This window comes from Burkholderia sp. Ed8 (assembly GCF_040761425.1).
Classification (GTDB): Bacteria; Pseudomonadota; Gammaproteobacteria; order Burkholderiales; family Burkholderiaceae; genus Burkholderia; species Burkholderia seminalis.
In genome coordinates this window covers 1,026,020-1,051,832 of the sequence record NZ_CP142885.1, presented here as the reverse complement: position 1 = coordinate 1,051,832, position 25,813 = coordinate 1,026,020, and the positions used below count along the sequence as shown (strand labels likewise).

21 protein-coding genes and 1 pseudogene are annotated in these 25,813 nt (G+C 68.2%); 10 read left to right on the top strand and 12 right to left on the bottom strand.

Features of this window, described 5'->3' with window-relative positions:
• The first annotated feature begins 167 nt into the window (after positions 1 to 167).
• The gene (locus VXM69_RS04965) at positions 168 to 1,379 is read left to right on the top strand and encodes an IscS subfamily cysteine desulfurase (RefSeq protein WP_059558576.1); all 1,212 of its coding nucleotides are present in this window, start codon (positions 168 to 170) and stop codon (positions 1,377 to 1,379) included.
• 40 nt (positions 1,380 to 1,419) lie between these two features.
• Here VXM69_RS04965 and VXM69_RS04960 read toward each other — a convergent pair whose 3' ends face one another.
• On the bottom strand, positions 1,420 to 1,962 hold the full coding sequence (locus tag VXM69_RS04960) for a MarR family winged helix-turn-helix transcriptional regulator (RefSeq protein WP_034185598.1): 543 nt from the start codon (positions 1,960 to 1,962) through the stop codon (positions 1,420 to 1,422).
• Between the two features lie 129 nt (positions 1,963 to 2,091).
• On the opposite strand from VXM69_RS04960, the gene VXM69_RS04955 reads away from it, so the two are divergent.
• On the top strand, positions 2,092 to 2,685 hold the full coding sequence (locus VXM69_RS04955) for a nuclear transport factor 2 family protein (protein ID WP_049036765.1): 594 nt from the start codon (positions 2,092 to 2,094) through the stop codon (positions 2,683 to 2,685).
• A 28-nt stretch (positions 2,686 to 2,713) separates the two neighbouring features.
• On the opposite strand, the gene rtcR is transcribed toward VXM69_RS04955, so the two are convergent.
• On the bottom strand, positions 2,714 to 4,330 hold the full coding sequence (gene rtcR, locus VXM69_RS04950) for an RNA repair transcriptional activator RtcR (RefSeq protein WP_049036766.1): 1,617 nt from the start codon (positions 4,328 to 4,330) through the stop codon (positions 2,714 to 2,716).
• A gap of 665 nt (positions 4,331 to 4,995) precedes the next feature.
• Here rtcR and VXM69_RS04945 point away from each other — a divergent pair.
• The 4 genes from VXM69_RS04945 (at position 4,996) to VXM69_RS04930 (ending at position 9,640) form a co-directional block, all read left to right on the top strand.
• On the top strand, positions 4,996 to 6,135 hold the full coding sequence (locus tag VXM69_RS04945; RefSeq protein WP_034185957.1) for a slipin family protein: 1,140 nt from the start codon (positions 4,996 to 4,998) through the stop codon (positions 6,133 to 6,135).
• 62 nt (positions 6,136 to 6,197) lie between these two features.
• Positions 6,198 to 7,421, top strand: a complete 1,224-nt coding sequence (locus VXM69_RS04940; RefSeq protein WP_049036771.1) for an RtcB family protein — start codon at positions 6,198 to 6,200, stop codon at positions 7,419 to 7,421.
• A gap of 55 nt (positions 7,422 to 7,476) precedes the next feature.
• Positions 7,477 to 8,292 (top strand): nucleotidyltransferase domain-containing protein, encoded by an 816-nt coding sequence (locus VXM69_RS04935; RefSeq protein ID WP_367189095.1) that lies wholly within the window; start codon positions 7,477 to 7,479, stop codon positions 8,290 to 8,292.
• 196 nt (positions 8,293 to 8,488) lie between these two features.
• The gene (locus VXM69_RS04930) at positions 8,489 to 9,640 is read left to right on the top strand and encodes a DUF1176 domain-containing protein (RefSeq protein ID WP_367189094.1); all 1,152 of its coding nucleotides are present in this window, start codon (positions 8,489 to 8,491) and stop codon (positions 9,638 to 9,640) included.
• Between the two features lie 9 nt (positions 9,641 to 9,649).
• On the opposite strand, the pseudogene VXM69_RS04925 reads toward VXM69_RS04930, so the two are convergent.
• Positions 9,650 to 10,307: pseudogene (locus VXM69_RS04925) on the bottom strand (O-methyltransferase).
• A 148-nt stretch (positions 10,308 to 10,455) separates the two neighbouring features.
• Between VXM69_RS04925 and VXM69_RS04920 the strand changes: the two are divergent.
• On the top strand, positions 10,456 to 11,751 hold the full coding sequence (locus VXM69_RS04920) for an O-acetylhomoserine aminocarboxypropyltransferase/cysteine synthase family protein (protein WP_367189093.1): 1,296 nt from the start codon (positions 10,456 to 10,458) through the stop codon (positions 11,749 to 11,751).
• Positions 11,752 to 11,914: 163 nt separating this feature from the next.
• On the top strand, positions 11,915 to 12,640 hold the full coding sequence (locus VXM69_RS04915) for a ZIP family metal transporter (protein WP_034185591.1): 726 nt from the start codon (positions 11,915 to 11,917) through the stop codon (positions 12,638 to 12,640).
• Positions 12,641 to 12,654: 14 nt separating this feature from the next.
• Here VXM69_RS04915 and VXM69_RS04910 read toward each other — a convergent pair whose 3' ends face one another.
• Both VXM69_RS04910 and VXM69_RS04905 read right to left on the bottom strand, forming a co-directional pair.
• Complete coding sequence (locus VXM69_RS04910) at positions 12,655 to 13,158, bottom strand: hypothetical protein (RefSeq protein ID WP_069245859.1); 504 nt, start codon at positions 13,156 to 13,158, stop codon at positions 12,655 to 12,657.
• Between the two features lie 84 nt (positions 13,159 to 13,242).
• Complete coding sequence (locus VXM69_RS04905; protein ID WP_226251916.1) at positions 13,243 to 13,518, bottom strand: DUF4148 domain-containing protein; 276 nt, start codon at positions 13,516 to 13,518, stop codon at positions 13,243 to 13,245.
• Positions 13,519 to 13,834: 316 nt separating this feature from the next.
• Between VXM69_RS04905 and VXM69_RS04900 the strand changes: the two genes are divergently transcribed.
• Positions 13,835 to 14,995: a porin gene (locus VXM69_RS04900; protein WP_034185955.1), complete on the top strand. Its 1,161-nt coding sequence runs from the start codon at positions 13,835 to 13,837 to the stop codon at positions 14,993 to 14,995.
• A 201-nt stretch (positions 14,996 to 15,196) separates the two neighbouring features.
• Here VXM69_RS04900 and VXM69_RS04895 read toward each other — a convergent pair whose 3' ends face one another.
• On the bottom strand, positions 15,197 to 15,409 hold the full coding sequence (locus tag VXM69_RS04895) for a hypothetical protein (protein ID WP_367189092.1): 213 nt from the start codon (positions 15,407 to 15,409) through the stop codon (positions 15,197 to 15,199).
• 323 nt (positions 15,410 to 15,732) lie between these two features.
• Between VXM69_RS04895 and VXM69_RS04890 the strand changes: the two genes are divergently transcribed.
• Complete coding sequence (locus VXM69_RS04890; RefSeq protein ID WP_034185587.1) at positions 15,733 to 16,020, top strand: DUF4148 domain-containing protein; 288 nt, start codon at positions 15,733 to 15,735, stop codon at positions 16,018 to 16,020.
• Positions 16,021 to 16,099: 79 nt separating this feature from the next.
• Here the strand turns inward: VXM69_RS04890 and VXM69_RS04885 are convergent, their stop codons facing one another.
• From VXM69_RS04885 to VXM69_RS04860, 6 genes are all read right to left on the bottom strand, one after another.
• Positions 16,100 to 17,530, bottom strand: a complete 1,431-nt coding sequence (locus VXM69_RS04885; RefSeq protein WP_367189091.1) for a heavy metal sensor histidine kinase — start codon at positions 17,528 to 17,530, stop codon at positions 16,100 to 16,102.
• Positions 17,527 to 18,210 carry a heavy metal response regulator transcription factor IrlR gene (irlR, locus tag VXM69_RS04880; protein ID WP_006490455.1) on the bottom strand — a complete coding sequence of 228 codons (684 nt, stop codon included), beginning with the start codon at positions 18,208 to 18,210 and terminating at the stop codon, positions 17,527 to 17,529. Before irlR ends, VXM69_RS04885 begins: the two co-directional genes overlap by 4 nt.
• Positions 18,210 to 21,422, bottom strand: coding sequence for an efflux RND transporter permease subunit (locus VXM69_RS04875; RefSeq protein ID WP_367189090.1), 3,213 nt, complete (start codon positions 21,420 to 21,422; stop codon positions 18,210 to 18,212). The genes irlR and VXM69_RS04875 overlap by 1 nt, the downstream gene beginning before the upstream one ends.
• A 125-nt stretch (positions 21,423 to 21,547) precedes the next feature.
• Complete coding sequence (locus tag VXM69_RS04870) at positions 21,548 to 23,017, bottom strand: efflux RND transporter periplasmic adaptor subunit (protein ID WP_069704549.1); 1,470 nt, start codon at positions 23,015 to 23,017, stop codon at positions 21,548 to 21,550.
• A gap of 26 nt (positions 23,018 to 23,043) precedes the next feature.
• Entirely contained in the window at positions 23,044 to 24,354 is a 1,311-nt protein-coding gene (locus VXM69_RS04865; RefSeq protein ID WP_059558606.1) for a TolC family protein, read from the bottom strand.
• A gap of 240 nt (positions 24,355 to 24,594) precedes the next feature.
• The gene (locus tag VXM69_RS04860; protein ID WP_367189089.1) at positions 24,595 to 25,785 is read right to left on the bottom strand and encodes a phosphotransferase enzyme family protein; all 1,191 of its coding nucleotides are present in this window, start codon (positions 25,783 to 25,785) and stop codon (positions 24,595 to 24,597) included.
• Positions 25,786 to 25,813 lie beyond the last annotated feature (28 nt).

Here is a 25,813-nt window from a genome sequence, read left to right as displayed (position 1 = left end):
CCGGTTCAAGCTGTCGTAAACCCTGATCTTGAAAGCTTTGTTTAAAAGACAACCCTACTGGCGTGATGGATGTTGCGCGACGCCCGCGAATGTCCACGTACACTGCGGCAACCGTATCCTGCGGCTTTAGCGACCCGCGAGAGATCCCGCTTCCCGGAGCCCATTCGATGCCATCCCGCCCGATCTACATGGACTACAGCGCGACGACGCCCGTCGATCCGCGCGTGGTCGACAAAATGGTGCCGTTCCTGCACGAGCAGTTCGGCAACCCCGCTTCGCGCAGCCACAGCCACGGCTGGGACGCCGAGCAAGCGGTCGAGGAAGCGCGCGCGCACGTCGCCGCGCTGCTCGGCGCGGACCCGCGCGAAATCGTGTGGACATCGGGTGCCACCGAAGGCAACAACCTCGCGATCAAGGGCGCCGCGCACTTCTATCAAGGCACGGGCAAGCACCTCGTCACGGTGAAGACCGAACACAAGGCCGTGCTCGATACGTGCCGCGAACTCGAACGCCAGGGCTTCGACGTCACCTACCTCGACGTGGAGGAAAACGGTCTGCTCGATCTCGATGCGCTGCGGCGGGCGCTGCGCGCCGACACGATTCTGGTGTCGGTGATGCTCGCGAACAACGAAACGGGCGTGATCCAGCCGATCGCCGAGATCGGCGCGCTGTGCCGCGCCCGCGGCATCGTGTTCCACTGCGACGCCGTACAGGCGGCCGGCAAGATTCCGGTGGACGTGAATGCACTGAACGTCGACCTGCTGACGGTGACCGCGCACAAGGTGTACGGCCCGAAGGGAATCGGCGCGCTGTACGTGCGCCGCAAGCCGCGCGTGCGCATCGAAGCGCAGATGCACGGCGGCGGCCACGAGCGCGGGATGCGCTCGGGCACCCTGCCGACACACCAGATCGTCGGGATGGGCGAAGCGTTTCGGCTTGCGAAGGAAGAGATGGAGGAAGAAAGCCGCCGCGTCGGCGCGTTGCGCGACCGGCTGCTGGCCGGCCTGTCGACGCTCGACGAGGTTTACGTGAACGGCGACCTGGCGCGCCGGATTCCGCACAACCTGAACGTGAGCTTCAACTTCGTCGAGGGCGAATCGCTGATCATGGGGATCAAGGGCGTCGCGGTATCGTCAGGCTCCGCGTGCACGTCGGCGTCGCTGGAACCGTCTTACGTGCTGCGTGCGCTCGGCCGAAGCGACGAACTCGCGCACAGCTCGATCCGCTTCACGCTCGGCCGCTTCACGACCGAAGCCGAAGTGGACAGCGTGATCGCGCAGGTGCGCGACACGGTCGACAAGCTGCGCGCGCTGAGCCCGCTATGGGACATGCATCTGGAAGGGGTCGACCTCGATACGATCGAGTGGGCCGCGCACTGAGCATGGCCGACGCGTCGCGCCGGCCCGCGGCCGGCGTGCGTCAGCTTTTTTCCTGGCGCGCGATCATGTGCGCGAGATCGAGCGTTGCGCGATCGCCGTTGGTGACGAGGCGGTCGATCACCGAGCACAGCACCTTGAACTCGGTCTTGGTCACGCCCTCGAACAGCACGTTGTTGATTCGCTGCTGGGTGGGCGCCAGCGCTTTCAGCAGCTTCGTGCCGGCCGGCGTGACCGTGACGCGCATCTTGCGCTTGTCGTCCGGGTCCGCCCGCTTGTCGATCAGGCCGAGCTTCTTGAGCTTGCCGGTTTCGATCGTCACGAACGCGCCGCTCAGGTGCAGGTGATCGGCCAGGCGGTTGACGGTCACGACGTCGTCGTGGGACAGGTGCGCGACCGACACGAGCAACGAATACTGGATGCCGGTCAGCCCGGCGATCGAGCCGAAACCGTCGCGGACCGACAGCAGGCGCGCCGCGAACGGCAGCAACCCGTTGATCAGGTGACGAAATTCCGTGTCCGTGCCGTCGATCAGGCAGGCCGGGTTGGTAATGGTCAGAACGGACTCCTCTTGCTGCTTGGCCATGACGTCGACGCTCCGTGCAGTCATGCGAATTTAGCTTTGAAACGAAATTATACGGTAAAGGCACATGCGCTCCCGGCCGGGTCCGGCGACCCGCATGCTGCCCGATTGTCCGGCACCGGAGACTCGATCATGTCCTTTCCGCTTCATCCCGCGACGGTCCGCGCGCTGCTCGAATGTTATCTGCGCGCGAAAGACCTGAACCGTCCGTCACTGATCGCCGACTGCTTCGCAGCCGATGCCGAACTGAGCTTTTCGCTCGCCAGCGACGATATCGATTTTCCGCCGCGCGTGACGGGCGCGGCCGCCATCGCGCGCACGCTGGTCGAGGAATTCGGCGAGCGGTTCGAGCGGTGCCGGACCTGTTACGTCTGCGCGGAGCCGGACGTCGACGCGCATCGCGTCGCCAACATGCCGTGGCTCGTCGTGATGCGGCAGAAGGACACCGGCGCGCTGCGGATCGGGCATGGCACGTACCGCTGGCAGTTCGCGGGCGACGACACCCGCGACGACGCGGCCCGGATCGCCGCGCTGCACATCCACATCGCGCGAATGGACACGATCGACGATCCGCGGTCGTCGAAGCTCGACGGGCTGCATGCGGCGTTCGGGTATCCGTGGCTGCCGGCGCATGCGTTCGCGCGCGGGCTGGCGGATATCGCGGCGGCACACCCGGATTGGGGATTCCTGGCACCGTTTCACGACGCGGCGGCGGCGGCGGCCTGACCGATCGCGCCGGCCGCGCCGCCGCGCGTCATGCCGCGTCAAGCGCCTGCCGCACCGCCTCCCAATCGAGCCCGAACCGCGCGAGATACTTGCGCAGCCGGTCCGCATCGTTCGGTTGCTTCTTGCTCCGCCGCGACACCGCGAACAGCGTGCGCCCCGCCTCCGACAGGCTCGCCGACGCGCGGCACACGTCGAGCACGCGTTCGAGCTGCGCACGGTCGAACAGGTCGAGATCCGCGGCGCGCGCACCGAACACCGCGTCGACGCACGGGTCGGCCGCGCCCGCGTCGCGCGGCGACGACCAGGTGCGCGTCAACCGCTCGACTTCCTGCTCGGCGAGTGCCTCGGTAATCCGCCCCGCATCGGCCAGCGTCGCCATCCGCGTGACCGAGGCCGACAGTTCGCGGAAGTTGCCGGCCCACACCGCGCGCGGGGACGCCGCGAACGCGAGATAGCGCCGCTTCGCCTCCACGTTGAATCGCACCTGCTCGCCCTGCTCGCGGCCGAAACGGTCGAGTTCGAATTCGAGGTTCGGCTCGATGTCCTCGCGGCGCTCGGCCAGTCCCGGCAATTCGTACGTCCACAGATTGATCCGCGCATAGAGATCCTCGCGGAACGTGCCGGCCGCCACCATCTGCCGCAGGTCGCGATGCGTGCCCGCGATCAACTCGAAATCGCTGCTCGCCTCGACGTCCGCGCCGACCGGCAGGAAGCGCTTCTCCTCGATCGCCTTCAGCAGCATCGCCTGCTCGTCGAGCCCGAGTTCGCCGATTTCGTCGAGGAACAGCAGCCCGCCGTCGGCCGCGCGCAGCAGCCCCGCCCGTGCCGACTGCGCGCCCGTGAACGCGCCCTTCACGTGACCGAACAGCGTCGACATCGCCGCGTCGCCGCGCAGCGTCGCGCAGTTGATCTCGATGAACGCCCCCGCGAGCCGATGGCGGCCGCGCTTCAGCTCGTACACGCGCTTCGCGAGAAACGATTTGCCGGCGCCCGTCGGCCCGACCAGCAGCATCGGCGCGCGCGACCGCACGGCGACGCGCTCCAGTTGCTCGATCAGCGCATTGAAGCGCGCGTTGCGCGTTGCGATGCCGGCCTTCAGGAACGACACCGTTTCGTCGCGCTCGCGCGTGAAGCGCTGCGCGATGCGGTTGTAGCGCGACAGGTCGAGGTCGATCACCGATATCGTGCCCGGCCCGCTCGGCCCTTCGTCGGTCCGCTGCGGCGGCCCCGTCTGCACGAGGCGCGCGGGCAGGTAGCGCGCCTCCGCCAGCAGGAACCAGCAGATCTGCGCGACGTGCGTGCCGGTCGTGATGTGGATCAGGTAATCCTCATGCTCGAGGTCGAACGGATACGCGCGTGCGTAGTCGTGCAGCGTCGCGTAGACCTCCTCGAAATCCCACGGATCGTGGATCGTGACCGGCACGAGCCGCACGTCGGTATGCGGCGACAGGCGCGCGAGATCGTCCCGCACCTGGTGGGCGAGACGCGTGTAGCCCGGCGCATGCAGCAGTTCGAGCCGGTCGATCGGCAGGTCGGGCTGCTCGCACAGCGAAATCGTCGGCCGCCATTTGCGGTAACGGCGCGGCGCGCGGCCGCCCTGGTCCAGCACGGTGCCGAGAAAACCGATCGCGACGGTCTTGCGCATTTTTTATCTCATGGGATAAGAAGCGATCCGATTGTATCGGATTTCCATGATGAATCCGCACGCCCGGCATCACCGAAAATCGGTTAATGAAATAAATTCCCATTTGTTTTCAACCACTTGAAAAATTATTCGAGCATCAAGGCAGCCACTGGCACGCTCCTCGCTAAATAGAAGACGCCGGATGTCCCGCTGGCCCGCGAGCCAGGGTTCACACGCCCTGCTGGTGCGCCGCCGCCGAACCTCGTTCGTCGCGGCAGCGCATGCCGCCATGGACAGATGAAGGCAAAGGGGCGCGCGCCAGGATGCCTCGTCCGGGTTCGAATCCCGGAGCGCCCGTCGTTCGGAAGCTCAGTCAGGTGGAGCAGCCGGCGAAAGCCGGCCGGTGGCGGGTTCGAATCCCGCTCGAACCCTGTCCGCAAGGACAGTCTCGTGATGAAAGCAGTACCCGCCGGTGCGGGCCGACAGGCCCGCCGCGCGTCGGACCGGTTGCGGTTCCGCGCGATCGGCCGGGCGGCCGCATGGCCCGCGCGAATGCGCACGACGACGCGATGCAGGATGCGTCACCGTGTGCGTCGGCGCCGGCCAGCGCGCCGTCCGCCCGGTTGCGTCGCACCGCGATCCGCACGATGCGCGATCCGGCGGTCGTTGAAAAAAAGGACAAAAATATGTGGAAGCGTCATGTAGTGAAAAAGAACGAACGCGCGCTGCTGATGAGCGAAGGCGATTTCGTGAAGGTGCTGGAACCGGGCGTGTTCAAGGCCTTCGATCCGTTCAAGCGTCTGTCGGTGCAGACCGCGCGTCTCGACGCGCCGCTCGCCGACACCGCGCTGGCCGACTATCTGCGCCACGACGCGCCCGACGTGCTCGCGCGATACTTCGTCGCGATGGATCTCGCCGACGACGAAGCGGGCCTGCGCTATGAAGACGACGTGCTCGTCGAGATCCTGGCACCGGGCACGCGCCGGCTGTACTGGCGCGGCCTGGCCGCGCATCGTCTCGAACGCGTCGATCTCACGCAGGACAGCATGCTGCCGGCCGCGCTCGTCAAACGCATCGCGCAACCGGCGCTGCGGGCGCGCGGCGTGGCGGGCCTGACGGGCGTGCTGGTGGCGCAGGTGCCGGCGTACCACGTCGGCGTGCTGAAGATCGACGGCAAGATCGAGCGGTTGCTGGACGCGGGTACGTCGGCGTTCTGGCGCTTCAACCGCGACGTCGCGGTCGAACTCGTCGATCTGCGCCTGCAGGCGATCGAAGTCGGCGGGCAGGAAATCCTGACGCGCGACAAGGTTGCGCTGCGGCTGAACCTGTCGGCGACGTGGTGTTACGCGGACGTGCTGCATGCGTTCGGCCAGCTGCAAAAACCGGTCGAGCACTTGTATCGCGAGCTGCAGTTCGCGCTGCGCTCGGCGGTCGGCACACGCTCGCTCGACGAGCTGCTGGAGGACAAGCAGTCGATCGACGCGGTCGTGATCGCGCAGGTGCGCGCCCGTCTCGGCGATTCGGGCGTGGACGTGCGCAGCGTCGGCGTGAAGGACATCGTGCTGCCGGGCGACATGAAGACGATCCTCGCGCAGGTGGTCGAAGCGGAGAAATCCGCCCAGGCGAACGTGATTCGCCGCCGCGAGGAAACGGCGGCCACGCGTTCGCTGCTGAACACCGCGAAGGTGATGGAGGAAAACCCGACCGCGCTGCGGCTCAAGGAGCTGGAAACGCTCGAGCGCGTCGCGGAACGGATCGACCGCATCTCGGTGTTCGGCGGTCTCGACCAGGTGCTGAACGGACTCGTCAGCATCAAGGGCACGTAATGCAGGACACGGCGCGGCACGCGTGTGTCGCGCCGGACAATCGAATGAATCAGGTGAAGCAAATGAGCAACATGGACTATCAGGTGATGGAACTGGCCAACGGCAAGCCGGTGAAGATGTGGACGCAAGGCGTCGCCGTCGAGGACGAAGCGCGCGCGCAGTTGCGCAACACCGCGCAGATGCCGTTCGTCTTCCGCCACATCGCGGTGATGCCGGACGTCCACCTCGGCAAGGGGTCGACGATCGGCAGCGTGATTCCGACGAAGGGCGCGATCATCCCGGCCGCGGTCGGCGTCGACATCGGCTGCGGGATGATGGCCGCGCGCACGACGCTGACGGCGTCGGATCTGCCGGATTCGCTCGCGGGGCTGCGCGGCGCGATCGAACGCGCGGTACCGCACGGCCGCGCGCCCGGGCGCCGCGATCCCGGCGCGTGGGGCGATCGCACGCCGGCCGCCGTGACCGACTCGTGGAAGTCGCTGCAGCCGGGCTTCCAGCGGATCGTCGACAAGTATCCGAAGCTGGAAAAGACGAACCACTACGCGCATCTCGGCACGCTCGGCACCGGCAATCACTTCATCGAAGTGTGCGTCGACGAAGCGGACCACGTGTGGTTCATGCTGCACAGCGGCTCGCGCGGCGTCGGCAATGCGATCGGCAGCCTGTTCATCGAACTCGCGCAGGCCGACATGCGCCAGCACATCGCGAACCTGCCGGACCGCAACCTCGCGTATTTCACCGAAGGCAGCCGGCACTTCGACGATTACGTCGAGGCCGTCGGCTGGGCGCAGGACTACGCGCGGCGCAACCGGCAGGCGATGATGGACGCGGTGATCGCGGCAGCACGCGGCGTGATCGCGAAGCCGTTCGCGCTCGAAGAACACGCGGTGAACTGTCACCACAACTACGTGCAGCGCGAACGCCACTTCGGCGAAGACGTGCTCGTGACGCGCAAGGGGGCGGTGTCCGCGCAGAAGGGGCAACTGGGGATCATCCCGGGCTCGATGGGCGCGAAAAGCTTCATCGTGCGCGGGCTCGGCAACCCGGAAAGCTTCTGCTCGTGCAGCCACGGCGCGGGCCGGACGATGAGCCGCACCGAAGCGAAGCGCCGCTTCACGGCCGACGACCAGGTCAAGGCCACCCAGGGCGTCGAATGCCGGAAGGACGCGGGCGTCGTCGACGAAATCCCGATGGCCTACAAGGACATCGACGCGGTGATGGCGGCCCAGCGCAGCCTCGTCGAAGTGGTGCACACGCTGCGCCAGGTGGTGTGCGTGAAAGGATAGCGCGGTGCGCGGCCGATGGCCGGCGGCCGCGCGCAACGAAACGGAAACGACAATCATGAAAACGGAAAAAAACCTGACGCCCGTGCGCAGCGCGCACCCGGTCGCCCCGGCCGTGCGGGCGCGCGTGATGGCGGAACTCGCGGAAGTCGAGCGTCGCCACGATGTGAGCGTCCTGTTCGCGTGCGAATCGGGCAGCCGCGGCTGGGGGTTCGCGTCGCCGGACAGCGACTACGACGTCCGCTTCGTGTATGTGCACCGGCGCGACTGGTACCTGAGCGTCGAAGCACGACGCGACGTGATCGAACGGCCGCTCGACGACGAACTCGACGTGAACGGCTGGGAGCTGCGCAAGGCATTGCAACTGCTGCGCCGCTCGAATCCCACGCTGCTCGAATGGCTCGACTCGCCGGTCGTGTATCGCGAAGACGCGCGCTGGGCGCCGCGACTGCGGTCGCTGGCGGCGGCGTTCTTCTCTCCGGTGCGCGGACGCCACCACTACCTTGCGATGGCGAAGAAGAACTTTCGTGGCTATCTGCAAGGCGACACGGTGCGTTACAAGAAGTACCTGTACGTACTGCGGCCGCTGCTCGCGGTGCGCTGGATCGACATGGGGCTCGGCATGCCGCCGATGCGCTTCGCGGATCTCGTCGAAGGCACCGTGCACGAGCCGGCGGTGCGCGCGGAACTCGATGCATTGCTCGCACTGAAGATGCGCGCGAACGAAAGCGAGTACGGGCCGCGCCGGCCCGCGATCCACGCGCTCGTCGAGTCGATGCTCGCCGATGCGGAACACGATCGCGCATACAAGCGGCCGTGGGGCGACGTGGCGACGCTCGATACGTTCCTGCGCGACGTGGTCGACAGCCGATGACAAACGAACGGCGCGGTGCCGGCGGGCATCGCGCCGTTCGTCCATCCGCCTGACGCGTCGCCGCGTCAAGTGCCGCCCGTTGCAGCGGTATACTGGATACCGTTCGCGCCACTGCACTCGACCTGCACCGCTTGCTGACGATGCGCTTGCAGTCCGGCATCTTCCGCCCGCCCTTTCCCAGTCGATACGAACCGTCATGTCGCACCGTTTTCCGCTTGCCCTCGCCGTGCTCCTCGCCGTTTCCCCGATCGTCACGCAGGCTCGTCCGCTCGCGCGGCCGCCGGTCGAGCGTGACTTCAAGAGCTGGTCGGTCGTCTGCGACAACGGCAATCGCTGCGTCGCGGAGAGTCACGCCGACGATACCGACGATGCACGCCCCAGCCTGATCCTGCGCGTGACGCGCGATGCCGGCCCCGATGCGCAACCGTCGCTCGACCTCTACGCGTCGGCACCGCTGGACTTGCGTACCGCACGCGTCGACGGCCGCCCGTTCGATGCGGTGCCGGCCCAATGGCATGCCTTCGGCGACCCGAACGACGACCAGGCCCACCCGTTCCGGATCCGCACGAACGATCCGGCAACGGTCGCCGCGTGGCTGTCTGCATCGCGCAATGCACAGGCGCTGAGCTTCGGCGATCCGGCTTCCGCGCACACCGCGCGCACGCCGTTGTCGGGGTTGAATGCCGCGCTGCTGCTGATCGACGATACGCAGGGCCGCGTCGGCACCGTCACCGCGCTGCTGCGCCCGGGCACCCGGCCCGCGTCGTCGGTCCCGCTCGCGCCGGCGCTCCCGCCCGCCGTCACGCCGGCGCCGCCGCCCGTCGCGAACCTGTCGGCCGCCGAACAGCGCCCGCTCGTCGACGCGGTGCTCGCGAAATTCGGCGCCGACGTGAAGCAGTGCGCGGCCGATGTCGAAGACGAAATGTCGGCGAGCGATCGCAGGAAGGCGTCGACCGCCGTCGCGATCTCGGCCGACGAGGCGCTCGTCGCGATCCCGTGCCAGACCAGCAGCATGTATAACCACACCGACCTGTGGTATCGCATTCGCCGCGCCGCACCGTACACGCCGACGGCCATGAACTTCGGCGAGAACGCGAATGCGGGCCTCGATTCGGCGTCTTTCCCGAACGAACTGACCGACGCCGGCTACGATCCGGCCAGCGCGATGCTGTCGAGCAAGGTCCGGTTGCGCAGTGCCGGCGATTGCGGGTCGACCGCGTCGTGGATCTTCGACGGCCGGCGCTTCCAGCTCGCCGACATCGCGACGCACGGCACCTGCAACGGCCTGTTCCAGGACCAGTGGCCGCGCCTGTATCGGCGCGCCGACGCGACCGCAAGCGCGCACTGACGCATCCGGTCACGCGCCGACGATCGAGATCGAGAAGCCGTCCCAGCCCTTCTGCCCGACCGTCTGCACGGCCGTCGTCGTGAGCGCCGGCTCGGCCACGAGGCGTGCGAACCCGTCGCGCACGCCGATCACGTCGGGCTCGCGATTGTCCGGATCGGCCACGCGCCCGCCCCGCACCACGTTGTCGACGACGATCACCGTGCCGGGCCGCGACAGCTTCAGCGCCGCGTCGAGATAGACCGCGTTGTTGTCCTTGTCCGCATCGATGAAGACGAAATCGAACGGCGCCTCGCCGGCGTCGACGAGCCGCGCGAGGCTGTCCTTCGCGTTGCCGACCACCACCGACACGACCGACGCGAACCCGGCGCGCGCGATGTTCTGCGTCGCGACCTTCGCATGCGCGGGGTTCAGTTCGAGCGTCACGAGCGTGCCGCCGGGCGGCAACGCGCGCGCGAGCCAGATCGTGCTGTAGCCGCCGAGCGTACCGACTTCGAGAATCCGCCGCGCGCCGCGGATCGTCGCCAGCAACTGCAGCAGCTTGCCCTGGTTCGGCGCGACGTTGATCGCCGGCAGCCCGGCCGCGTCGCGCGGCGTCGAGCGCGTCGTCCGACGGCACGAGCGTCGCGGAGAAATACGCATCCACCTGGCTCCACCGATCCTGATCCATCGCGCACCTTTCGTCTGCGGAAAAAGGCATTCTATGCGCGACGCTCGCATAAGCAACCCACCATTCGTTCTAAGAACCGCAGCGCACGTGCTCCTATAATCGCCGGACGGCAGGCCCCTCGACCTTCACAACAACAAGCGGAGCACCCATGACCGATCAGACCAAGCCGAACTGGCGCCTCGAAACGATCGCCGTGCACGGCGGTTATCGCCCCGACCCGACCACGCGCGCGGTCGCCGTCCCGATCTACCAGACCGTTGCGTACGCATTCGACGACACGCAGCACGGTGCGGACCTGTTCGACCTGAAGGTCCAGGGCAACATCTACACGCGCATCATGAACCCGACGACGGACGTGCTCGAGCAGCGGATCGCCGCGCTCGAGGGCGGCATCGGCGCGCTGGCGCTTGCATCGGGGCAATCCGCGGTCACCTACGCGATCCAGACTATCGCCGAAGCCGGCGACAACATCGTGTCCGCAAGTTCGCTGTACGGCGGCACCTACAACCTGTTCGCGCATACGCTGCCGCAATACGGGATCACCACGCGCTTCGCCGACCCGCGCGACCCCGCGTCGTTCGAACCGCTGATCGACGCACGCACGAAGGCGATCTTCGCGGAATCGGTCGGCAACCCGCTCGGCAACGTCACCGACATCGCCGCGCTCGCGGACGTCGCGCATCGGCACGGCATTCCGCTGATCGTCGACAACACGGTGCCGTCGCCGTACCTGCTGCGCCCGTTCGAGCACGGCGCGGACATCGTCGTGCACTCGCTGACGAAGTATCTCGGCGGGCACGGCACGAGCCTCGGCGGCGCGATCGTGGATGCGGGCAAGTTTCCGTGGGCCGAACACGCCGACCGCTTCAAGCGGCTGAACGAGCCGGACGTCAGCTACCACGGCGTCGTCTATACGGAAGCGTTCGGGCCGGCCGCGTACATCGGCCGCGCGCGCGTCGTGCCGCTGCGCAACATGGGCGCGGCGATCTCGCCGTTCAACGCGTTCCAGATCCTGCAGGGCATCGAGACGCTGGCGCTGCGCATCGAGCGGATCAGCGACAACGCGCTGAAGATCGCGCGGCATCTCGCGCGCCACGAACACGTCGAATGGGTGAACCATGCGGGCCTGCCCGATCACCCCGACCACGCACTCGTCGCCCGCTACCTGTCGGGCCGCGCGCCGGGCATCCTGACGTTCGGCGTGAAGGGCGGCCGCGACGGCGGCGCGAAGTTCCAGGACGCGCTGAAGCTGTTCACGCGACTCGTCAACATCGGCGACACGAAGTCGCTCGCGACGCACCCGGCCTCGACGACGCACCGGCAACTGTCGCCCGCCGAACTCGCGAAGGCCGGCGTGAAGGAAGAAACGGTGCGACTGTCGATCGGTATCGAGCATGTCGACGACCTGCTCGCCGACCTCGACCAGGCGCTCGCGCAGCTTTGACGCGAACGGGCGTGCCGGCTGGCCGGTGCGCCCTGCATCAAGCCGCTTGACTCTGAAGCGGCTTCAAGGTGTTCAATCCCCGGTTGATGCCGCGGCACAGCCCGGCACGTACGATCCGTGCAATGCCGCTCCCGCGCGGCACGCCGACCGACCGAGAGGCCCCATGACACCGACCGCGAAGCTTGCGCTGCTCACCTTACCGCCCGTGCTGGCGGCCTGTTTCGGCGCGCTTGCGGCCGCATGGCGGGCGCCCGGCCCGAAAACGTCGAGCGTCATCCAGCATTTCACCGGCGGCATCGTGTTCGCGGCCGCGGCGCTCGAACTGCTGCCGCAGGACCGCGCGCATGCGCTGTTTCCGGTCGTCGTCGGGTTCGTGCTCGGCCTCGCGCTGATGCTCGCGATCCGCGCGCTGTCGGGCACGATCGAGGCACGCTTCGAGGACGCGCGGCTGCCCGTGAGCCTGATCATCGTTACCGCGATCGACCTCGTCGTCGACGGCCTCGTGCTCGGCATCGCGTTCTCCGCCAGCGACGAAAGCGGCATCATCCTGACCGTCGCGCTGACGCTCGAAGTGTTGTTCCTCGCGCTGTCGGTCAGCGCGGCGCTTGCCGCGGCAGGCATCGGCCGGACGCTGTCGATCGTCGTACCGGTCGGGCTGGCCGCACTGCTGAGCCTCTCGGCCGTGGCCGGCAATGCGGCATTCGCCGGCCTGCCGGCGAACATCTACGCGGCCCTGCTGGGGCTCGGCACCGTCGCGCTGCTGTACCTCGTGACCGAGGAACTGCTCGTCGAAGCGCACGAGGTGCCCGAAACGCCGTTCGCGACGGCCGCGTTCTTCATCGGCTTCATCGTGTTCTTCCTGATCGAAGGGTCGGTCAAGGCGGGATAAGCCGCGCGCGGCGGCTACCACGTCGTCGCGCCGGCCGGATACGTATCGACGACGCGCGTGCCATTCACGGGCGTGACGCCCTCGTTGCGCAACGCAGTCCACAGGTCGATCGCATGTTCGCGCGACTTGCGGCTGCCGTCGTCGGTCAGCACGTTCAGCGCGATGACCGTGTCGCGCGTCGTCAACTGCAGTTGTTCCTTCAACTTGCGCGACTGATGCGACGCGGTACGGACCTCGCCGAGCACGATACGCCTCTCCGTCGCAGCCGCCCCGCTCCCCGCTTCGGCCGGCACGAACGTCAGCCGCCCGTTGTCGACCTCGCATTGCCCCTGCGTGAACGTTGCCGTCCACGCGCCGGCAGGCACGGCCGCGAATTCGCACCGCATCCGCTCGTTCGCCCGCGGGCCGACGTCGTGGGCGGGCGCGTGCGACAGCGCACGCTCGGGCCAGCCGGCCGCCATCGCAGCCGTCGTCATCAGGCACCCCGCCAGCACGATTCCTTTCGCGATATGACGCATGACTCGCTCCTCTGGCATGACTCGCTCCTCTGCATGGATGAAGCCGGCCGACGGATACGGCCCCGGCCGGCCGTGAATCGTTGATCAAAGCACCGCGAAACCGTTGTCGTGCGCATCGACCATCGGCGCTTTCTCGCCGCGATGCACCGTCGAACGATGGATTTCCCGATTGCGCGCGACAACGGCCGGGCTCGCCGGATAGTCGTGATTCGGGCTCGGGATCACGCCGTCGTGACGCGCGCGCACCAGTTCCCGAACCACTTCCTGACGACTCTTCGGCTGTGCCGACACGGTCTGCGAGAGGGCTGCGGCCGACAGTGCGGCAATGACGGCGACGATCATCGGGCGCGGAATGTTCATGGGGTGTGCTCCTTGCTGAAAAGGCGTGACAGGTGCCTTCACTTTGATCCCGCGCTGGTGCGGATGCGTGATCGCCGCATGACGGTTTCGTCACCATGCGAGCGACTTCTGCATCGCAGTACACATTAAATAATTCGAATGTTCGGGCGTGCATGACACCGCGATGACATTTTTCTCATTTGTCCCTCACCTCCACGATCCGAACGCTTTCCAGAATCGCCAGCGCGATCGCGATATTCCGGGCCGCCGCCGCAAGCCCGGGCACCGGAGTCGAACGATGCGCGAAACGATCATCTTGAACTTCAGGGGAAGCACCATGAAATATCCAGTTCGGCTCGCCATGCTCTCGGGGGCGCTGCTCGCCACTGCCCAACCGGCCCATGCCGCGGAAGTCAGCCTCTACGGCCTGTTCGATACGTCGCTGACCTATGTCTGGAACGCCAATGCCGACGGCAAGAACCTCGTCGGCCTCGGCAACGGCAACCTGCTCGGCAACCGTTTCGGGCTGAAAGGCGCCGAGGATCTGGGCGGCGGCCTGAAAGCGATCTTCACGCTGGAAAACGGCTTCAATCCGAACACGGGCGCGCTCGGGCAAGGCAACCGGATGTTCGGCCGGCAGGCGTTCGTCGGCCTGGAAAGCGCACGCTGGGGCACCTTGACGCTCGGCCGCCAGTACGACGCGCTCGCGGACGTCGCCTGGCCCGTGACCGGCGATTTCTATTTCGGCAGCGTGTACGCGACGCCCGGCGACGTCGACAACTACGACACGTCGTCGCGCACCGACAACGCCGTGAAATACACGTCGCCCGTGATCGGCGGTTTCCAGTTCGTCGGCATGTATGCGCTCGGCGGCGTGGCCGGCAAGAGCGGTGCGGGCCAGACCTGGTCGGCCGGCCTGTCGTACAGCTACGGCCCGCTCGACGTCGCGGGCGGCTACTACTCCGCAGCCAACCGCTCGTCGCTCGAGAACGGCATCCGGACCAGCTGGAACGGCACGTCGGACGGCACGTTCGACGGATCGCTGGTCAACGGCGGCTACCTCTCCGCGAAATCGATCGACATCGCGCGCGGCGCGTTGCGCTACAACTTCGCGCCGTTCGCGGTCGGCATCGATTACAGCAATGCGCAGTACAAGGCCGATGCGATGTCCGCGTTCCGCAGCACGCAGAAATACGACACCGCGCGCGGTTTCTTCAACTTCCAGGCGACGCCCGGCCTGCTCGTCGGCGTCGGTTACAGCTACACGCGCGCCCGCGGCGATACGAGCGCCACCTACCACCAGGTGTCCGCCGGCGCCGACTACATGCTGTCGAAGCGCACCGATCTCTATGCGGTCGGCGCCTGGCAGCGTGCGAACGGCGAACAGCGCACGCTCGACGGCGGCACGCAAACGGCGCAGGCATCGATCGGCTCGTACGGCTATGGCGGCACGCGCACGCAGGGCATCGTCAATCTCGGGTTGCGGCACCGGTTCTGATCGCGGCCGCCATCCTTGCGCGCAACGTGACGGAAATTTCATGTTGCAATCAGGTTCGCGACGCATCGCGCCGCTACGATCGAAGACGTGACGGGCCGCGCCCGTTACCACCCACGCAGCGGGTCGCTGCCGCACGGCACGATCACGCATTAGGCCCGGACTCGCTGAGTGCCGGGCCTCTTTTTGTCGCCAGCCGGACGATCACGGTGCGGGATCGGGTCGCGGGAACAGGCACGGATGCGTTTTCACGTACAGATTCGGATTGCCGCAGCGGTGGCCCGCATAGTCGATCTGCTCGCCCGGCATGAGGTCGGCCGGCACCGCCTTGCGCGCAGCGGTGGGCCTGGCCTCGGTCGTGCCGGAACGTGTCGACACGCAGCCCGCGAACAGCGGGACGATCAGGACTGCGATCAAGGCTAGACGGATGGCGGGACGATGCACTTTTCGGTCCGGAATGAATGTCTGAACAGGACCGCCCGCTTTCCATGCTGCTGTCGCGAACGGCACGCATGCCGCCGGCCACGTCGGCCATCGGCAGGCTTCATGTTCCGCTTCCCGCTCGTCGCGCCCATGACGCGAACATGACGGTTGCATCATGCCGGCCGGATCCCGACGGCACGCTGCCTGCTCGCGCAATCTGACGTTTTTTTCATCTCGCGATCACGATGACGCACGGCCGCTTTCGCATACTGGGTCCATGGTTCGCCACCCGGCGACCTGATCAAGGAGAACACTCGATGAAAACGGCAAAACTCGCAGCACTGTTCGTCACCGCCACGCTGTCGCTCGGCATGGCCACGCAGGCCGCGTTCGCGCAAACGCAACCGCAGGGCAAGAGCCGCACGCAGGTCGTCAACGAACTGAAGCAGGCGCAGCACGACGGCGTCGTGCCGACGGGCAAGACGCAATACCCGCCGACCGGCGAGATCGTCGCGCGCAACAAGGAGCTTCACGGGATTTCGGTGCACGGCGGCGAGAAGAAGCCGCAGACCGACAACCACGACAACCTGACCGCACGGCAATGACGCTCGGCCACACGCGTGCGGGCAGCACGCCGCGCGCGGCCGCCACCGGGCGAACGCGCGAACGTGGCCGCCCGCGCTGTCAGGTGCCGATGGCCGCCGGTCGGTTCGGCTCGGCCGGCCGGCGCGGAAAGCGCAGCCAGAACGTCGTGCGGCGGCCGGGATCGCTGTCGACGCCGCATTCGCCGCCGTGATTGTCCATGATCGACCGGACGATCGCGAGGCCGAGCCCGGTGCCCGACGCGGAATTGTGCCGTGACGGATCGACACGATAGAAGCGCTCGAAGATCCGCCCGACATGCTCGGCCGCGATGCCGGGCCCCGTATCCGACACGGCGATCGTCGTCGCGCCGCCCTGCTCGACGCAATCGATCGTCACGACGCTGCCGCGCGGCGCATAGGTCAGCGCATTGGACAGCAGGTTGCTCAGCGCACGCTGGTACAGCGTGAGGTCCGCGTCGACCCACGCGTGGCCATCGACCTTCACCGTCACCCCCTCGTCTTCCGCAAGCGACTCGTAGTAGCCGGCCACCCGCTCCGCCTCCTCGGCCGCATTCAGGCGCCGCACGCCGATCGACGTGCCGGCCTGTTCCGAGCGCGCGAGAAACAGCATGTCCTCGATCATCCGCGACAGCCGCTGGTATTCGTCGATACTCGACTCGATCACGCTCCGGTATTCGTCCGCGCCGCGCGGCTGCGACAGCACGACCTGCGCGGCCGCCTGCAGGTTCGTGAGCGGCGTGCGCATGTCGTGCGCGAGATTCGACGAGAACTGGCTCAGCCGCGTAAACGACTCGTTCAGGCGTTCGAGCATCCCGTTGAACGCATGCTCGAGTTCCTTCAGCTCGCCGGACGTATCGAGTTCCGGCAGCGGATGCGCGAGCCGGCTCGTCGACATCTGCTCGGCCCGCGCCGCGAACCGCCGCAGCGGGCTCAAGCCGAGCGCGGCGATACCGTAGGCCATCGCGGCGGCGAGCACCACGCCGAACACCTCGATCACGACGATCGTATAGGCATGCGTGCGCAGCAGCAGCAGGTCGGCGCTGCGGTCGTACTGCACCGCGACGCGCACCACCGGGCCACCGGCCCCCGCGCCGGCGAGCGGCACGTTCGTCACGAGGTACTGGTGCCGCGCGCCGAGCGGCGCGATGCCGACCGGCACGCGCCCGGCCTCCAGCGACATCAGCGGTGCATACGGGCGGAAACCGGGCGTGCCGACGAGGCGCGTGCCCATGGCGTCGAAGATCGCGAGATCCATGTTCGGATGGCCGTGCAACTGGTCGATCCAGATGTCGGCGTTGCGCGCGACGTCGGCCGGCGTGCGCACCCCGGCCAGGTGGGCGCCCAGCGCGGCAGACGTGCCGGCCATCTGCTCGGCCGCCGTCGTTTCGACGCGATTGCTCAGCGCCTCGTAGAGCGCAACACCGCTCGACGCGAGGATCACCGACGTCGACAGGATGATCAGCGCGGTCAGGCGTCCGCGCAGCGTACGCGGCAGCAGATGCGCGATCATGCGGCCGCGCCGCCGCGCGCTTCGAGCACGTAGCCCATGCCGCGCACCGTGTGGATCAGTTTCGGCTCGTACGCGTCGTCGATCTTCGAGCGCAGCCGCCTGATCGCCGAATCGACGACGTTCGTGTCGCTGTTGAAGTTCATGTCCCACACTTGCGACGCGATCGTCGCGCGCGGCAGGATTTCGCCTTCGCGGCGCATCAGCAGCCACAGCAGCGCGAACTCCTTCGCGGTCAGCAGAATCGTGTCGCCCTGCCGCGTGGCCTTGCGGCGCGTCAGGTCGAGCTCGAGATCGGCCACGCGCAGCGTGTTCGAGTCGCGCGGCTGGCCGCGCCGCAGGATCGACTTGATGCGCGCGGTCAGCTCGACGAAGTCGAACGGCTTCGCGAGATAGTCGTCGGCGCCAAGCTCGAGCCCCTTCACGCGATCGCCGACATCGTCGCGCGCGGTGAGGAACAGCACCGGCGTCGACTTGCTGCGCCGCAGGTTCTGCAGCAGCGTCCAGCCATCCTGGCCGGGCAGCATCACGTCGAGCACGAGCAGGTCGTACTCCTCGGTCTCGGCCTGATGCTGGCCCGTGATGCCGTCCTCTACCCAGTCGACGACATAGCCGGCCTCGGTGAGACCCTTGCGCAGATACGCGCCCGTCTTCGGTTCATCCTCGACAATCAGAATTCGCATCACGCATGACCCTTGAAGAAACCCAGCCGGCGCAGCACGCCCGCACCGAGGCCGCCGCGAAACGCGGCGCGCCACGACACCGCATGGCTGACGCGGTACAGCACGGGCAGCACCAGCAGCGTCAGCGCCGTGGACGACAGGATACCGCCGATCACGACCGTCGCGAGCGGCCGCTGCACCTCGGCGCCGGTGCCGGTCGCGAACGCCATCGGCAGGAAGCCGAGCGATGCGACGAGCGCGGTCATCAGCACCGGCCGCAGCCGCGTCAGCGCGCCGTCGCGCACCGCGGCGTCGAGCGGCATCCCCTCGTCGCGCAGGTTGCGGATGAACGAGATCATCACGAGACCGTTGAGCACGGCGACGCCCGACAGCGCGATGAAGCCGACCGCCGCCGTGATCGACAGCGGAATCCCGCGCAGCCACAGCGACACCACGCCGCCGCTCAGCGCGAACGGAATGCCGGTGAACACGAGCAGCCCGTCCTTCACGTTGTTGAACATCACGAACAGCAGCACGAACACCATGAACAGCGCGAGCGGCACGACGAGCTTCAGGCGCTCGCTCGCGCTCTGCAGCTGCTCGAACTGGCCGCCCCACGACACCCAGTAACCGGCCGGCACGCGCACGTCCTGCTGCAGCTGCTCGCGCGCATCGGCGACGAACGAGCCGACGTCGCGGCCGCGTACGTTCGCGCTGACGACGACGCGCCGCTTGCCGTCCTCGCGGCTGATCTGGTTCGGGCCCGGCGCGACGTCGATCGTCGCGAGCTCCGCGAGCGGCACGTACGGCGCCGCCGCAATCGGCCCGCTGGCGCCCGCCGCCGGCGCGGGCAGCGCGATCGGCAGCCGCTTGATCGCCTCGATGTCGGAACGCAGCTCGTCGGGCAGCCGTACGACGATGTCGAAGCGGCGGTCGCCCTGGAACAGCGTGCCGGCCTTCTGGCCGCCGACGGCCGCGGCCACCGAGTCCTGCAGGTCGGCGACGCTCACGCCGTAGCGCGCGAGCTTGTCGCGGTCGAGGTTGACGGTCAGCACCGGCAGCCCGGTCGTCTGCTCGACCTTCACCTCCGACGCGCCCGGCACCTTCCGCAGCGCGGCCGCGATCTGCTCGCCGGTCTGGTTCAGCACGGCCATGTCGTCGCCGAAGATCTTCACCGCGACGTCGCTGCGCACGCCCGAGATCAGTTCGTTGAAGCGCAGCTGGATCGGCTGCGAGAACTCGTACGCATTGCCCGGCAGCGCGGCGAGCGCGGCCTCGATCTCGCGCACCAGTTGGTCGCGCGGCTTCTTCGGGTCTGGCCACCGGTCGGCCGGCTTCAGCATGATGTAGCCGTCCGACAGGTTCGGCGGCATCGGGTCGGCCGCGATCTCGGCCGTGCCGGTGCGCGCGAACACGCGCTCGATCTCGGGGAAGCGCGCCTTCAGCGTCTTCTCGATCGATCTCTGCATCTCCACCGACTGCGACAGGCTCGTGCCGGGAATCCGCAGCGCGGAGACGGCCAGGTCGCCTTCGTTGAGGCTCGGGATGAACTCGCTGCCGAGCCGCGTGGCCAGCCCGAGCGTGACCAGCACGATCGCGCCGGCGCCGATCATCACGCGCGCCGGGCGCATCATGAACGCGGCAAGCACCGGTTCGTACGCGCGCCGCGCCCAGCCCATCAGCCGGTTCTCCTTCTCCTCGACCCGCTCGCCGATGAACAGCGCGACGGCCGCCGGGATGAACGTGACGGTGAGCACCATCGCGGCGGCGAGCGCCATCACGACGGTGATCGCCATCGGGTGAAACATCTTGCCTTCGACGCCGGTCAGCGCAAAGATCGGCAGGTACACGACCATGATGATCAGTTGCCCGAAGATCAGCGCGCGGCGCGCTTCCTGCGATGCACCGAACACCTCGGCGAACCGCTCCTCGCGCGTGAGCGGCCGCCCGGCCGCCGCCTGCGCATGCGCGAGCCGCCGCACGCAGTTCTCGACGATCACGACCGCGCCGTCGACGATGATCCCGAAGTCGAGCGCGCCCAGGCTCATCAGGTTCGCGCTCACCTTCGCGTTGACCATGCCGGTGAAGGTCATCAGCATCGACAGCGGAATCACGAGCGCGGTGATCAGCGCGGCGCGGATATTGCCGAGGAACAGGAACAGCACGGCGATCACGAGGATCGCGCCTTCGAGCAGGTTCTTCTTCACCGTCGCGACGGCCTTCTCGACGAGCACGGTGCGGTCGTACACGGGAATCGCCTTCACGCCGGCCGGCAGCGTGCGGTTCACGTCCGCCATCTTCGCGGCGACGGCCTTCGACACCGTCCGGCTGTTCTCGCCCATCAGCATGAAGACCGTGCCGAGCACGACCTCCTCGCCGTTCGACGTCGCGGCGCCGGTACGCAGCTCGCGGCCGATGTCGACCACGCCGACGTCCTTCATCCGCACCGGCACGCCGCCGACGTTGGTCAGCACGATGTTCGCGATGTCGTCGACGGTGCGCGCCTGGCCCGGCACGCGCACCAGGTACTGCTCGCCGCGTTTTTCGATGTAGCCGGCGCCGACGTTGTCGTTGTTGCGTTCCAGCGCGCGCACGACGTCGGCGAGCGTCAGCCCGTACGACATCAGCTTCGCCGGGTTCGGCGCGACGCGGTACTCCTTCACGTAGCCGCCGATCGAGTTGACCTCGGTCACGCCGCGCACGTTGCGCAGCTGCGGCCGGACCACCCAGTCCTGCAATTCGCGCAGGTCGGCCGCCGTATAACGCGTGCCGTCGGGTTTGCGCGCGCCGGCGTCGGCCTCGACGGTCCACAGGTAGATCTCGCCGAGGCCCGTCGACGTCGGCCCCATCGCGGGCGCGATGCCGGCCGGCAGCTTGTCCTTCGCCTCCTGGATGCGCTCGTTGACGAGCTGCCGCGCAAAGTAGATGTCGGTGCCGTCCTTGAAGATCACGGTGACCTGCGACAGCCCGTAGCGCGAGATCGAGCGCGTCTGCTCGAGGCCCGGCAGCCCGGCCATCACGGTCTCGACCGGATAGGTGATGCGCTGCTCGGCCTCGAGCGGCGAATAGCCGGGCGCGGACGTGTTGATCTGGACCTGCACGTTCGTGATGTCGGGCACCGCGTCGATCGGCAGCTTCTGGTAGCTGAACACGCCCAGTGCGGCCACGGCCGCGATCGCCAGCATCACGAGCCAGCGGTGCGCAATCGCAAAGCGGATCAGGCGCTCAAACATGTCGGAATTCCTTGAAACGGGGAACGGTCGCCCGCACCGGACGAGCCGCCCGGCCGGTCACGCGGCGCGCCGGAAAGCGGGCCGCCAGTCGGGCCGCCATCCGCGCAATGGCGCACACATATCGCTCATTCATGTTCGGCGCTCCCCTTGCCGAGTTCGGCCTTCAGCACGAAGCTGTTCGACGCCGCGTATTCCTGGCCCGGCTTCAACCCCTTCAGCACCTCGGTCGCGCGCTCGTCGCGCCGCCCCGTCTCGACGGCCTGCGCGACGAACCCCTTCGGCGAGCGCACGAACACCGACGGCGCGCCGTCGACATCCTGCAGCGCCTCGCTCGCGACCGCGAGCGGTACGCCCTGCTTGCCCGCGTCGACCGACACGTTCACGAACATCCCCGGGCGCCACACGCCGTCCGGGTTCGGCAGCACGACACGCGCGGGCGCGGTACGCGTCTGTTCGCCGAGCAGCGAGCCGACGTATGCGATCGGGCCGCTCGAACGCGATTCGAACGCGGTCGCGCTGACGGTCGCGTCGCGGCCGACGCGCACGTCGTTCAGCCGCTGCGCCGGCACGGCCATCTCGGCCCAGACGGTCGACAGGTCGGAAATCACGAACAGGCTCGCATCCGCGGCGATCGCCTCGCCGGGCGTCGCGTGTTTCTCGACGATCGTGCCCGCGAACGGCGCACGCAGTTCGTAGCGGTTCAATGCCCCCGCGCCGGCCGGCGCATTCAGCGCGGCGAGCTTCTGCCGCGCGTTCTGCACGGCGATCTCGGCCTCGCGCAACTGCACCTGCGCCTGCTGGTAGTCCTGCTCGGCCGAGATGCGCTCCTGCCACAGCGTCCGTTCGCGCGCGTAGGTCGCACGCGCGCCCGACAGCCGGCGCTCGGCCGTCAGCAGTTCGCTGCGGCGGTCGGCCAGGTCGGTGCTGGCGATCACCGCGAGCACCTGCCCCTTCGCGATGTTCTGCCCGAGCGATACCGACACCTGCTCGACGATGCCGGCCACGCGCGGCACGACGTGCGCGGTGCGGTCCTCGTTGAACTTGATCTCGCCCGGCAGCTGGAATGGCGTCGCGATCTGCGCGGGGCCGGCCTTCGCGAGTGCGATCCTCGACGCCGTCAGTTGCGCGTCGGTCAGCGCGATCGCGCCGTCGGCGCGCGCGAACGGGAACGATGCGGCGTCGCTGCCGGCCTTCACGTCGATCGTCGCGTCGAACACGTGCGGCTTCGCGATCGACTGGGCGGACACGAACTTCGGGCCCGACGCGTCGAAACGCAACGGCTCGCGCGTGCGGTCGTACCGCACCAGCGTGCCGGACACGGTGACGCCCTGGTCGGCCGGTTTGCCGTCGACGAACGGATAGACGACGAGCCGCGCGTCGCCGGGCTTTTCCGTCATCACGATCTCGACGGACAGCTTGCCGCGCTTCAGCACGACACCGCCGTGCGCGCCGGCGCCATCGGCCGGCTGCGCGGCTTCGGCGCCCGCGGGCGCCGAAGGGTTGCTCCCGCCGCGTGTAACGGCGAGCGCGCCGATCACGATCCCTGCGCCGCCGAGCACGGCCGCCGCGATAACGAAGATTCTGCTGCGTGACATGATGATCCTTCCGGTAAGAGTGCCGCTTATTGCGCGACGGCCGCGAGCGGCGTGCCGACGAGGCGGCCGATATCGGCGCGGGCCGAATGGGCGTCGGCGAGCGCGCGCACGTATTGCGACTGCCCCTGGAACAGCGTGCGCTGTGCATCGAGCACGTCGAGGAAGCTGAACTTCCCGAGTTCGTAGCCGCGCGACATCGCGTCGAGCGCGACGCGCGCGGCCGGCAGGATATCGGACTTCAGCCGCTGCGCTTCCTGCTCGGCGGCCTCGAAATTCGCGTAGGCTTGCGTGAGCGCCAGCCGCAGGCGCATGCGTTCGCGATCGAGATCGGCATTCGCGCGCTCGGCCTTGTGCGTCGCCTCGAGCAGCGCGCCCTTGTTCGTGTTGAACAGCGGAATCGGGATCGATACGCCGACCACGGCCTGGTTGTCGGGCACGCCGCCCGTCGTCACGCGCTTCACGCCCGCGCTGACCGTCACGTCCGGAATGCGCCTCGCACGTTCGAGCGACACGGCCGCATTCGAGCGCAGCATCTCGGCGCGCGCGATCCGCGCGAGCGGCGCATCGTCGAGCTGCGCGGTCAGCGCGGGCAGCGGCTCGACCGGCGGCACGGTTTCGAGGTCGCCGAGCACGGCGAGCCGGTCGCCGCGCGCTTCGCCCATCACCGCGTTCAGCTTCTCGCGCGCGACGTCCACCTTGCCGCGCGCCGTCACGACTTCGATCTGCACGCCGGCCGCCGCCACCTGCGCCTTCGTCGCCTCGACCGGCGACACCTTGCCGGCCTGCGCGCGGCGCCCCGCGAGATCCGCGGAGCGCGCGGCGATCGCGGCCGATTCCTCGGTGACCTGGAGCTGCCGCTGCGCGGCGAGCAGCCCGTAGAACGCGGCGATCACGTCGGCGCGCACGACCGCACCCTGCTCGTCGAGCGACGCGCCGGCCGACTCGCGGCCGTACGACGCGACGTCGAGCCGCGCGCGGCGCTTGCCGCCCAGTTCGATGGTCTGGTTGATCAGCGCGGTCGACGTACGTTCGTTGCTGCGGAAGCTCTCCTGCAGGAACGACACTTCGGGATTGGGGCGCGCGCCGGCCTGCAGCAGCGCGCCGGCCGACGCATCGACGTCCGCGCGCGCGCCGCGCAGCGCCGGATTGTTCCGGGCCGCGACGGCGAGTGCATCGGAAAGCGTCAACGACGGGGCGGGACGTGCGTCGGACGGCGGTGCGCCGATCGGTGCGGCGCTGCCGGCGGCAGCTGTCGCCGGCGGCGGCAGCGACGGCTGCGCATACGCCGTCGCGGCCATCGCGAAGGCGACGGCCGCGGAGAGAGGGAGCTTGAGCATGTTCGGTTCTGCGGTAACGGTTGCGACCGATGCTACGGTCGGGCCGCAGTGCGAACATGAGGCGAAGATGATATTTCCGTCATGTTGGACGCAGCCGCACGCAGACGCGCGGCGCCCCGCGGGGACGGTGCCCCGTTTTGACGATCGGGAAAGTTCGGTGAGCGCGCGGCGCGACGGCCGCGCGAAAGACTGCGGAGGCTTGGGACTTCGGCACGCGCGGGCCGCCGCCCCGCACGCGAATCAGGTGACGGGTTGTTTCGCGCGCCGGCGTTGCACGAGCCAGTCGAGCAGTTGCCGCCCGTCGCGCTCGCCGAACCAGCGCGCGTGCCCGATCAGGTAGCCGTCGTACGCGATGTCGACGATCGCCGGCGCATCGATGATGCAGCCGAAATACGCGACTTCCGACAGCGCGAACTCCGTATGCACGATCGGCAGCAGCGCGACCAGCGCGGCATACGCGTCGTCGTTCAGCGGTTCGAGCGCTTCGTAACCGTCGAGCAGCGCGTCGATCTGGTCGTACTCGATGCGCCGCGCATCGGCCGGCGCCATCCAGTCGATCGTATTGCGCTCGATCGCGAGCGCGAGGTCCATCACCGCGCACGTACGATCCGACAGGCCGAAATCGAGCACGGTCCGCAACTGTGCGCCGGGGCCCGCCCCGGTCCACAGCAGGTTCGACGCATGCCAGTCGCCGTGCGTCCACAACGGCGGCAACGCGGTCAGCAGCGGCACGAGGCGCGCGTGATACGGGCCGATCGCGTCGGCCACGTCGCCGCGCCAGTCGCGCGAACCGAGTGCACGCACGAGCAGCGGCTGCGCCTCGACCCAGCGTTCGAGCGCGCCGGCCAGATCGGCGGACGACAGCACGCGAAAACTCGACAGCAGCGTCCGTACGGGGCGCGCCGGCGCAGCGTAACCGGCCGAAGCGCGATGCAGCTCGGCCAGCGCGCGGCCGGCCGCGTAGGCGTGCGAAGGATGCATGAACGGTTGCCACGACATCACGCCGCGATACGGATCGACGCCGGGCGCGAGCACGTGCACCTCGTACGTCCACTCGCCGGACGCAAACGCGGTCGCGCCGTCGCGACCGGCCAGCACGTCCACCACGGGGATGCCGCGTTCGCGCAGATGCGCGATGAAGCGATGCTCTTCCTCGAGGCCCGCGACATCGCGCAGGCTCGCATGATGACGCTTGACGAACAATCCGCGCCCGTCCGCCATCCGCACGAGCACCGCCGCCGCGAACTGCCGCGGGCTGTGCCACGTCAGCCGCGCCGGCTCGCCCGCACCATCGATCCGCGCGAGTATGGCCGCCACCTCGTCGTGCGTCATCAGCGGCCAGTCGCGTTCGGCCTGCTCGCCGTCGACGCCGAATTGCGGCGGTGCGACGTCACGCGACAGGGGGCCGTCCGGCTCGAGGGGGAATGACATGAACGACGTTGCTCCGTGGTTGAATCCG

Coding starts and splice junctions, on each gene's coding strand:
- VXM69_RS04965 (WP_059558576.1), top strand. CDS start 168: ATGCCATCCCGCCCGATCTACATGGACTACAGCGCGACGACGCCCGTC.
- VXM69_RS04960 (WP_034185598.1), bottom strand. CDS start 1,962: ATGGCCAAGCAGCAAGAGGAGTCCGTTCTGACCATTACCAACCCGGCC.
- VXM69_RS04955 (WP_049036765.1), top strand. CDS start 2,092: ATGTCCTTTCCGCTTCATCCCGCGACGGTCCGCGCGCTGCTCGAATGT.
- rtcR (WP_049036766.1), bottom strand. CDS start 4,330: ATGCGCAAGACCGTCGCGATCGGTTTTCTCGGCACCGTGCTGGACCAG.
- VXM69_RS04945 (WP_034185957.1), top strand. CDS start 4,996: ATGTGGAAGCGTCATGTAGTGAAAAAGAACGAACGCGCGCTGCTGATG.
- VXM69_RS04940 (WP_049036771.1), top strand. CDS start 6,198: ATGAGCAACATGGACTATCAGGTGATGGAACTGGCCAACGGCAAGCCG.
- VXM69_RS04935 (WP_367189095.1), top strand. CDS start 7,477: ATGAAAACGGAAAAAAACCTGACGCCCGTGCGCAGCGCGCACCCGGTC.
- VXM69_RS04930 (WP_367189094.1), top strand. CDS start 8,489: ATGTCGCACCGTTTTCCGCTTGCCCTCGCCGTGCTCCTCGCCGTTTCC.
- VXM69_RS04920 (WP_367189093.1), top strand. CDS start 10,456: ATGACCGATCAGACCAAGCCGAACTGGCGCCTCGAAACGATCGCCGTG.
- VXM69_RS04915 (WP_034185591.1), top strand. CDS start 11,915: ATGACACCGACCGCGAAGCTTGCGCTGCTCACCTTACCGCCCGTGCTG.
- VXM69_RS04910 (WP_069245859.1), bottom strand. CDS start 13,158: ATGCGTCATATCGCGAAAGGAATCGTGCTGGCGGGGTGCCTGATGACG.
- VXM69_RS04905 (WP_226251916.1), bottom strand. CDS start 13,518: ATGAACATTCCGCGCCCGATGATCGTCGCCGTCATTGCCGCACTGTCG.
- VXM69_RS04900 (WP_034185955.1), top strand. CDS start 13,835: ATGAAATATCCAGTTCGGCTCGCCATGCTCTCGGGGGCGCTGCTCGCC.
- VXM69_RS04890 (WP_034185587.1), top strand. CDS start 15,733: ATGAAAACGGCAAAACTCGCAGCACTGTTCGTCACCGCCACGCTGTCG.
- VXM69_RS04885 (WP_367189091.1), bottom strand. CDS start 17,530: ATGATCGCGCATCTGCTGCCGCGTACGCTGCGCGGACGCCTGACCGCG.
- irlR (WP_006490455.1), bottom strand. CDS start 18,210: ATGCGAATTCTGATTGTCGAGGATGAACCGAAGACGGGCGCGTATCTG.
- VXM69_RS04875 (WP_367189090.1), bottom strand. CDS start 21,422: ATGTTTGAGCGCCTGATCCGCTTTGCGATTGCGCACCGCTGGCTCGTG.
- VXM69_RS04870 (WP_069704549.1), bottom strand. CDS start 23,017: ATGTCACGCAGCAGAATCTTCGTTATCGCGGCGGCCGTGCTCGGCGGC.
- VXM69_RS04865 (WP_059558606.1), bottom strand. CDS start 24,354: ATGCTCAAGCTCCCTCTCTCCGCGGCCGTCGCCTTCGCGATGGCCGCG.
- VXM69_RS04860 (WP_367189089.1), bottom strand. CDS start 25,785: ATGTCATTCCCCCTCGAGCCGGACGGCCCCCTGTCGCGTGACGTCGCA.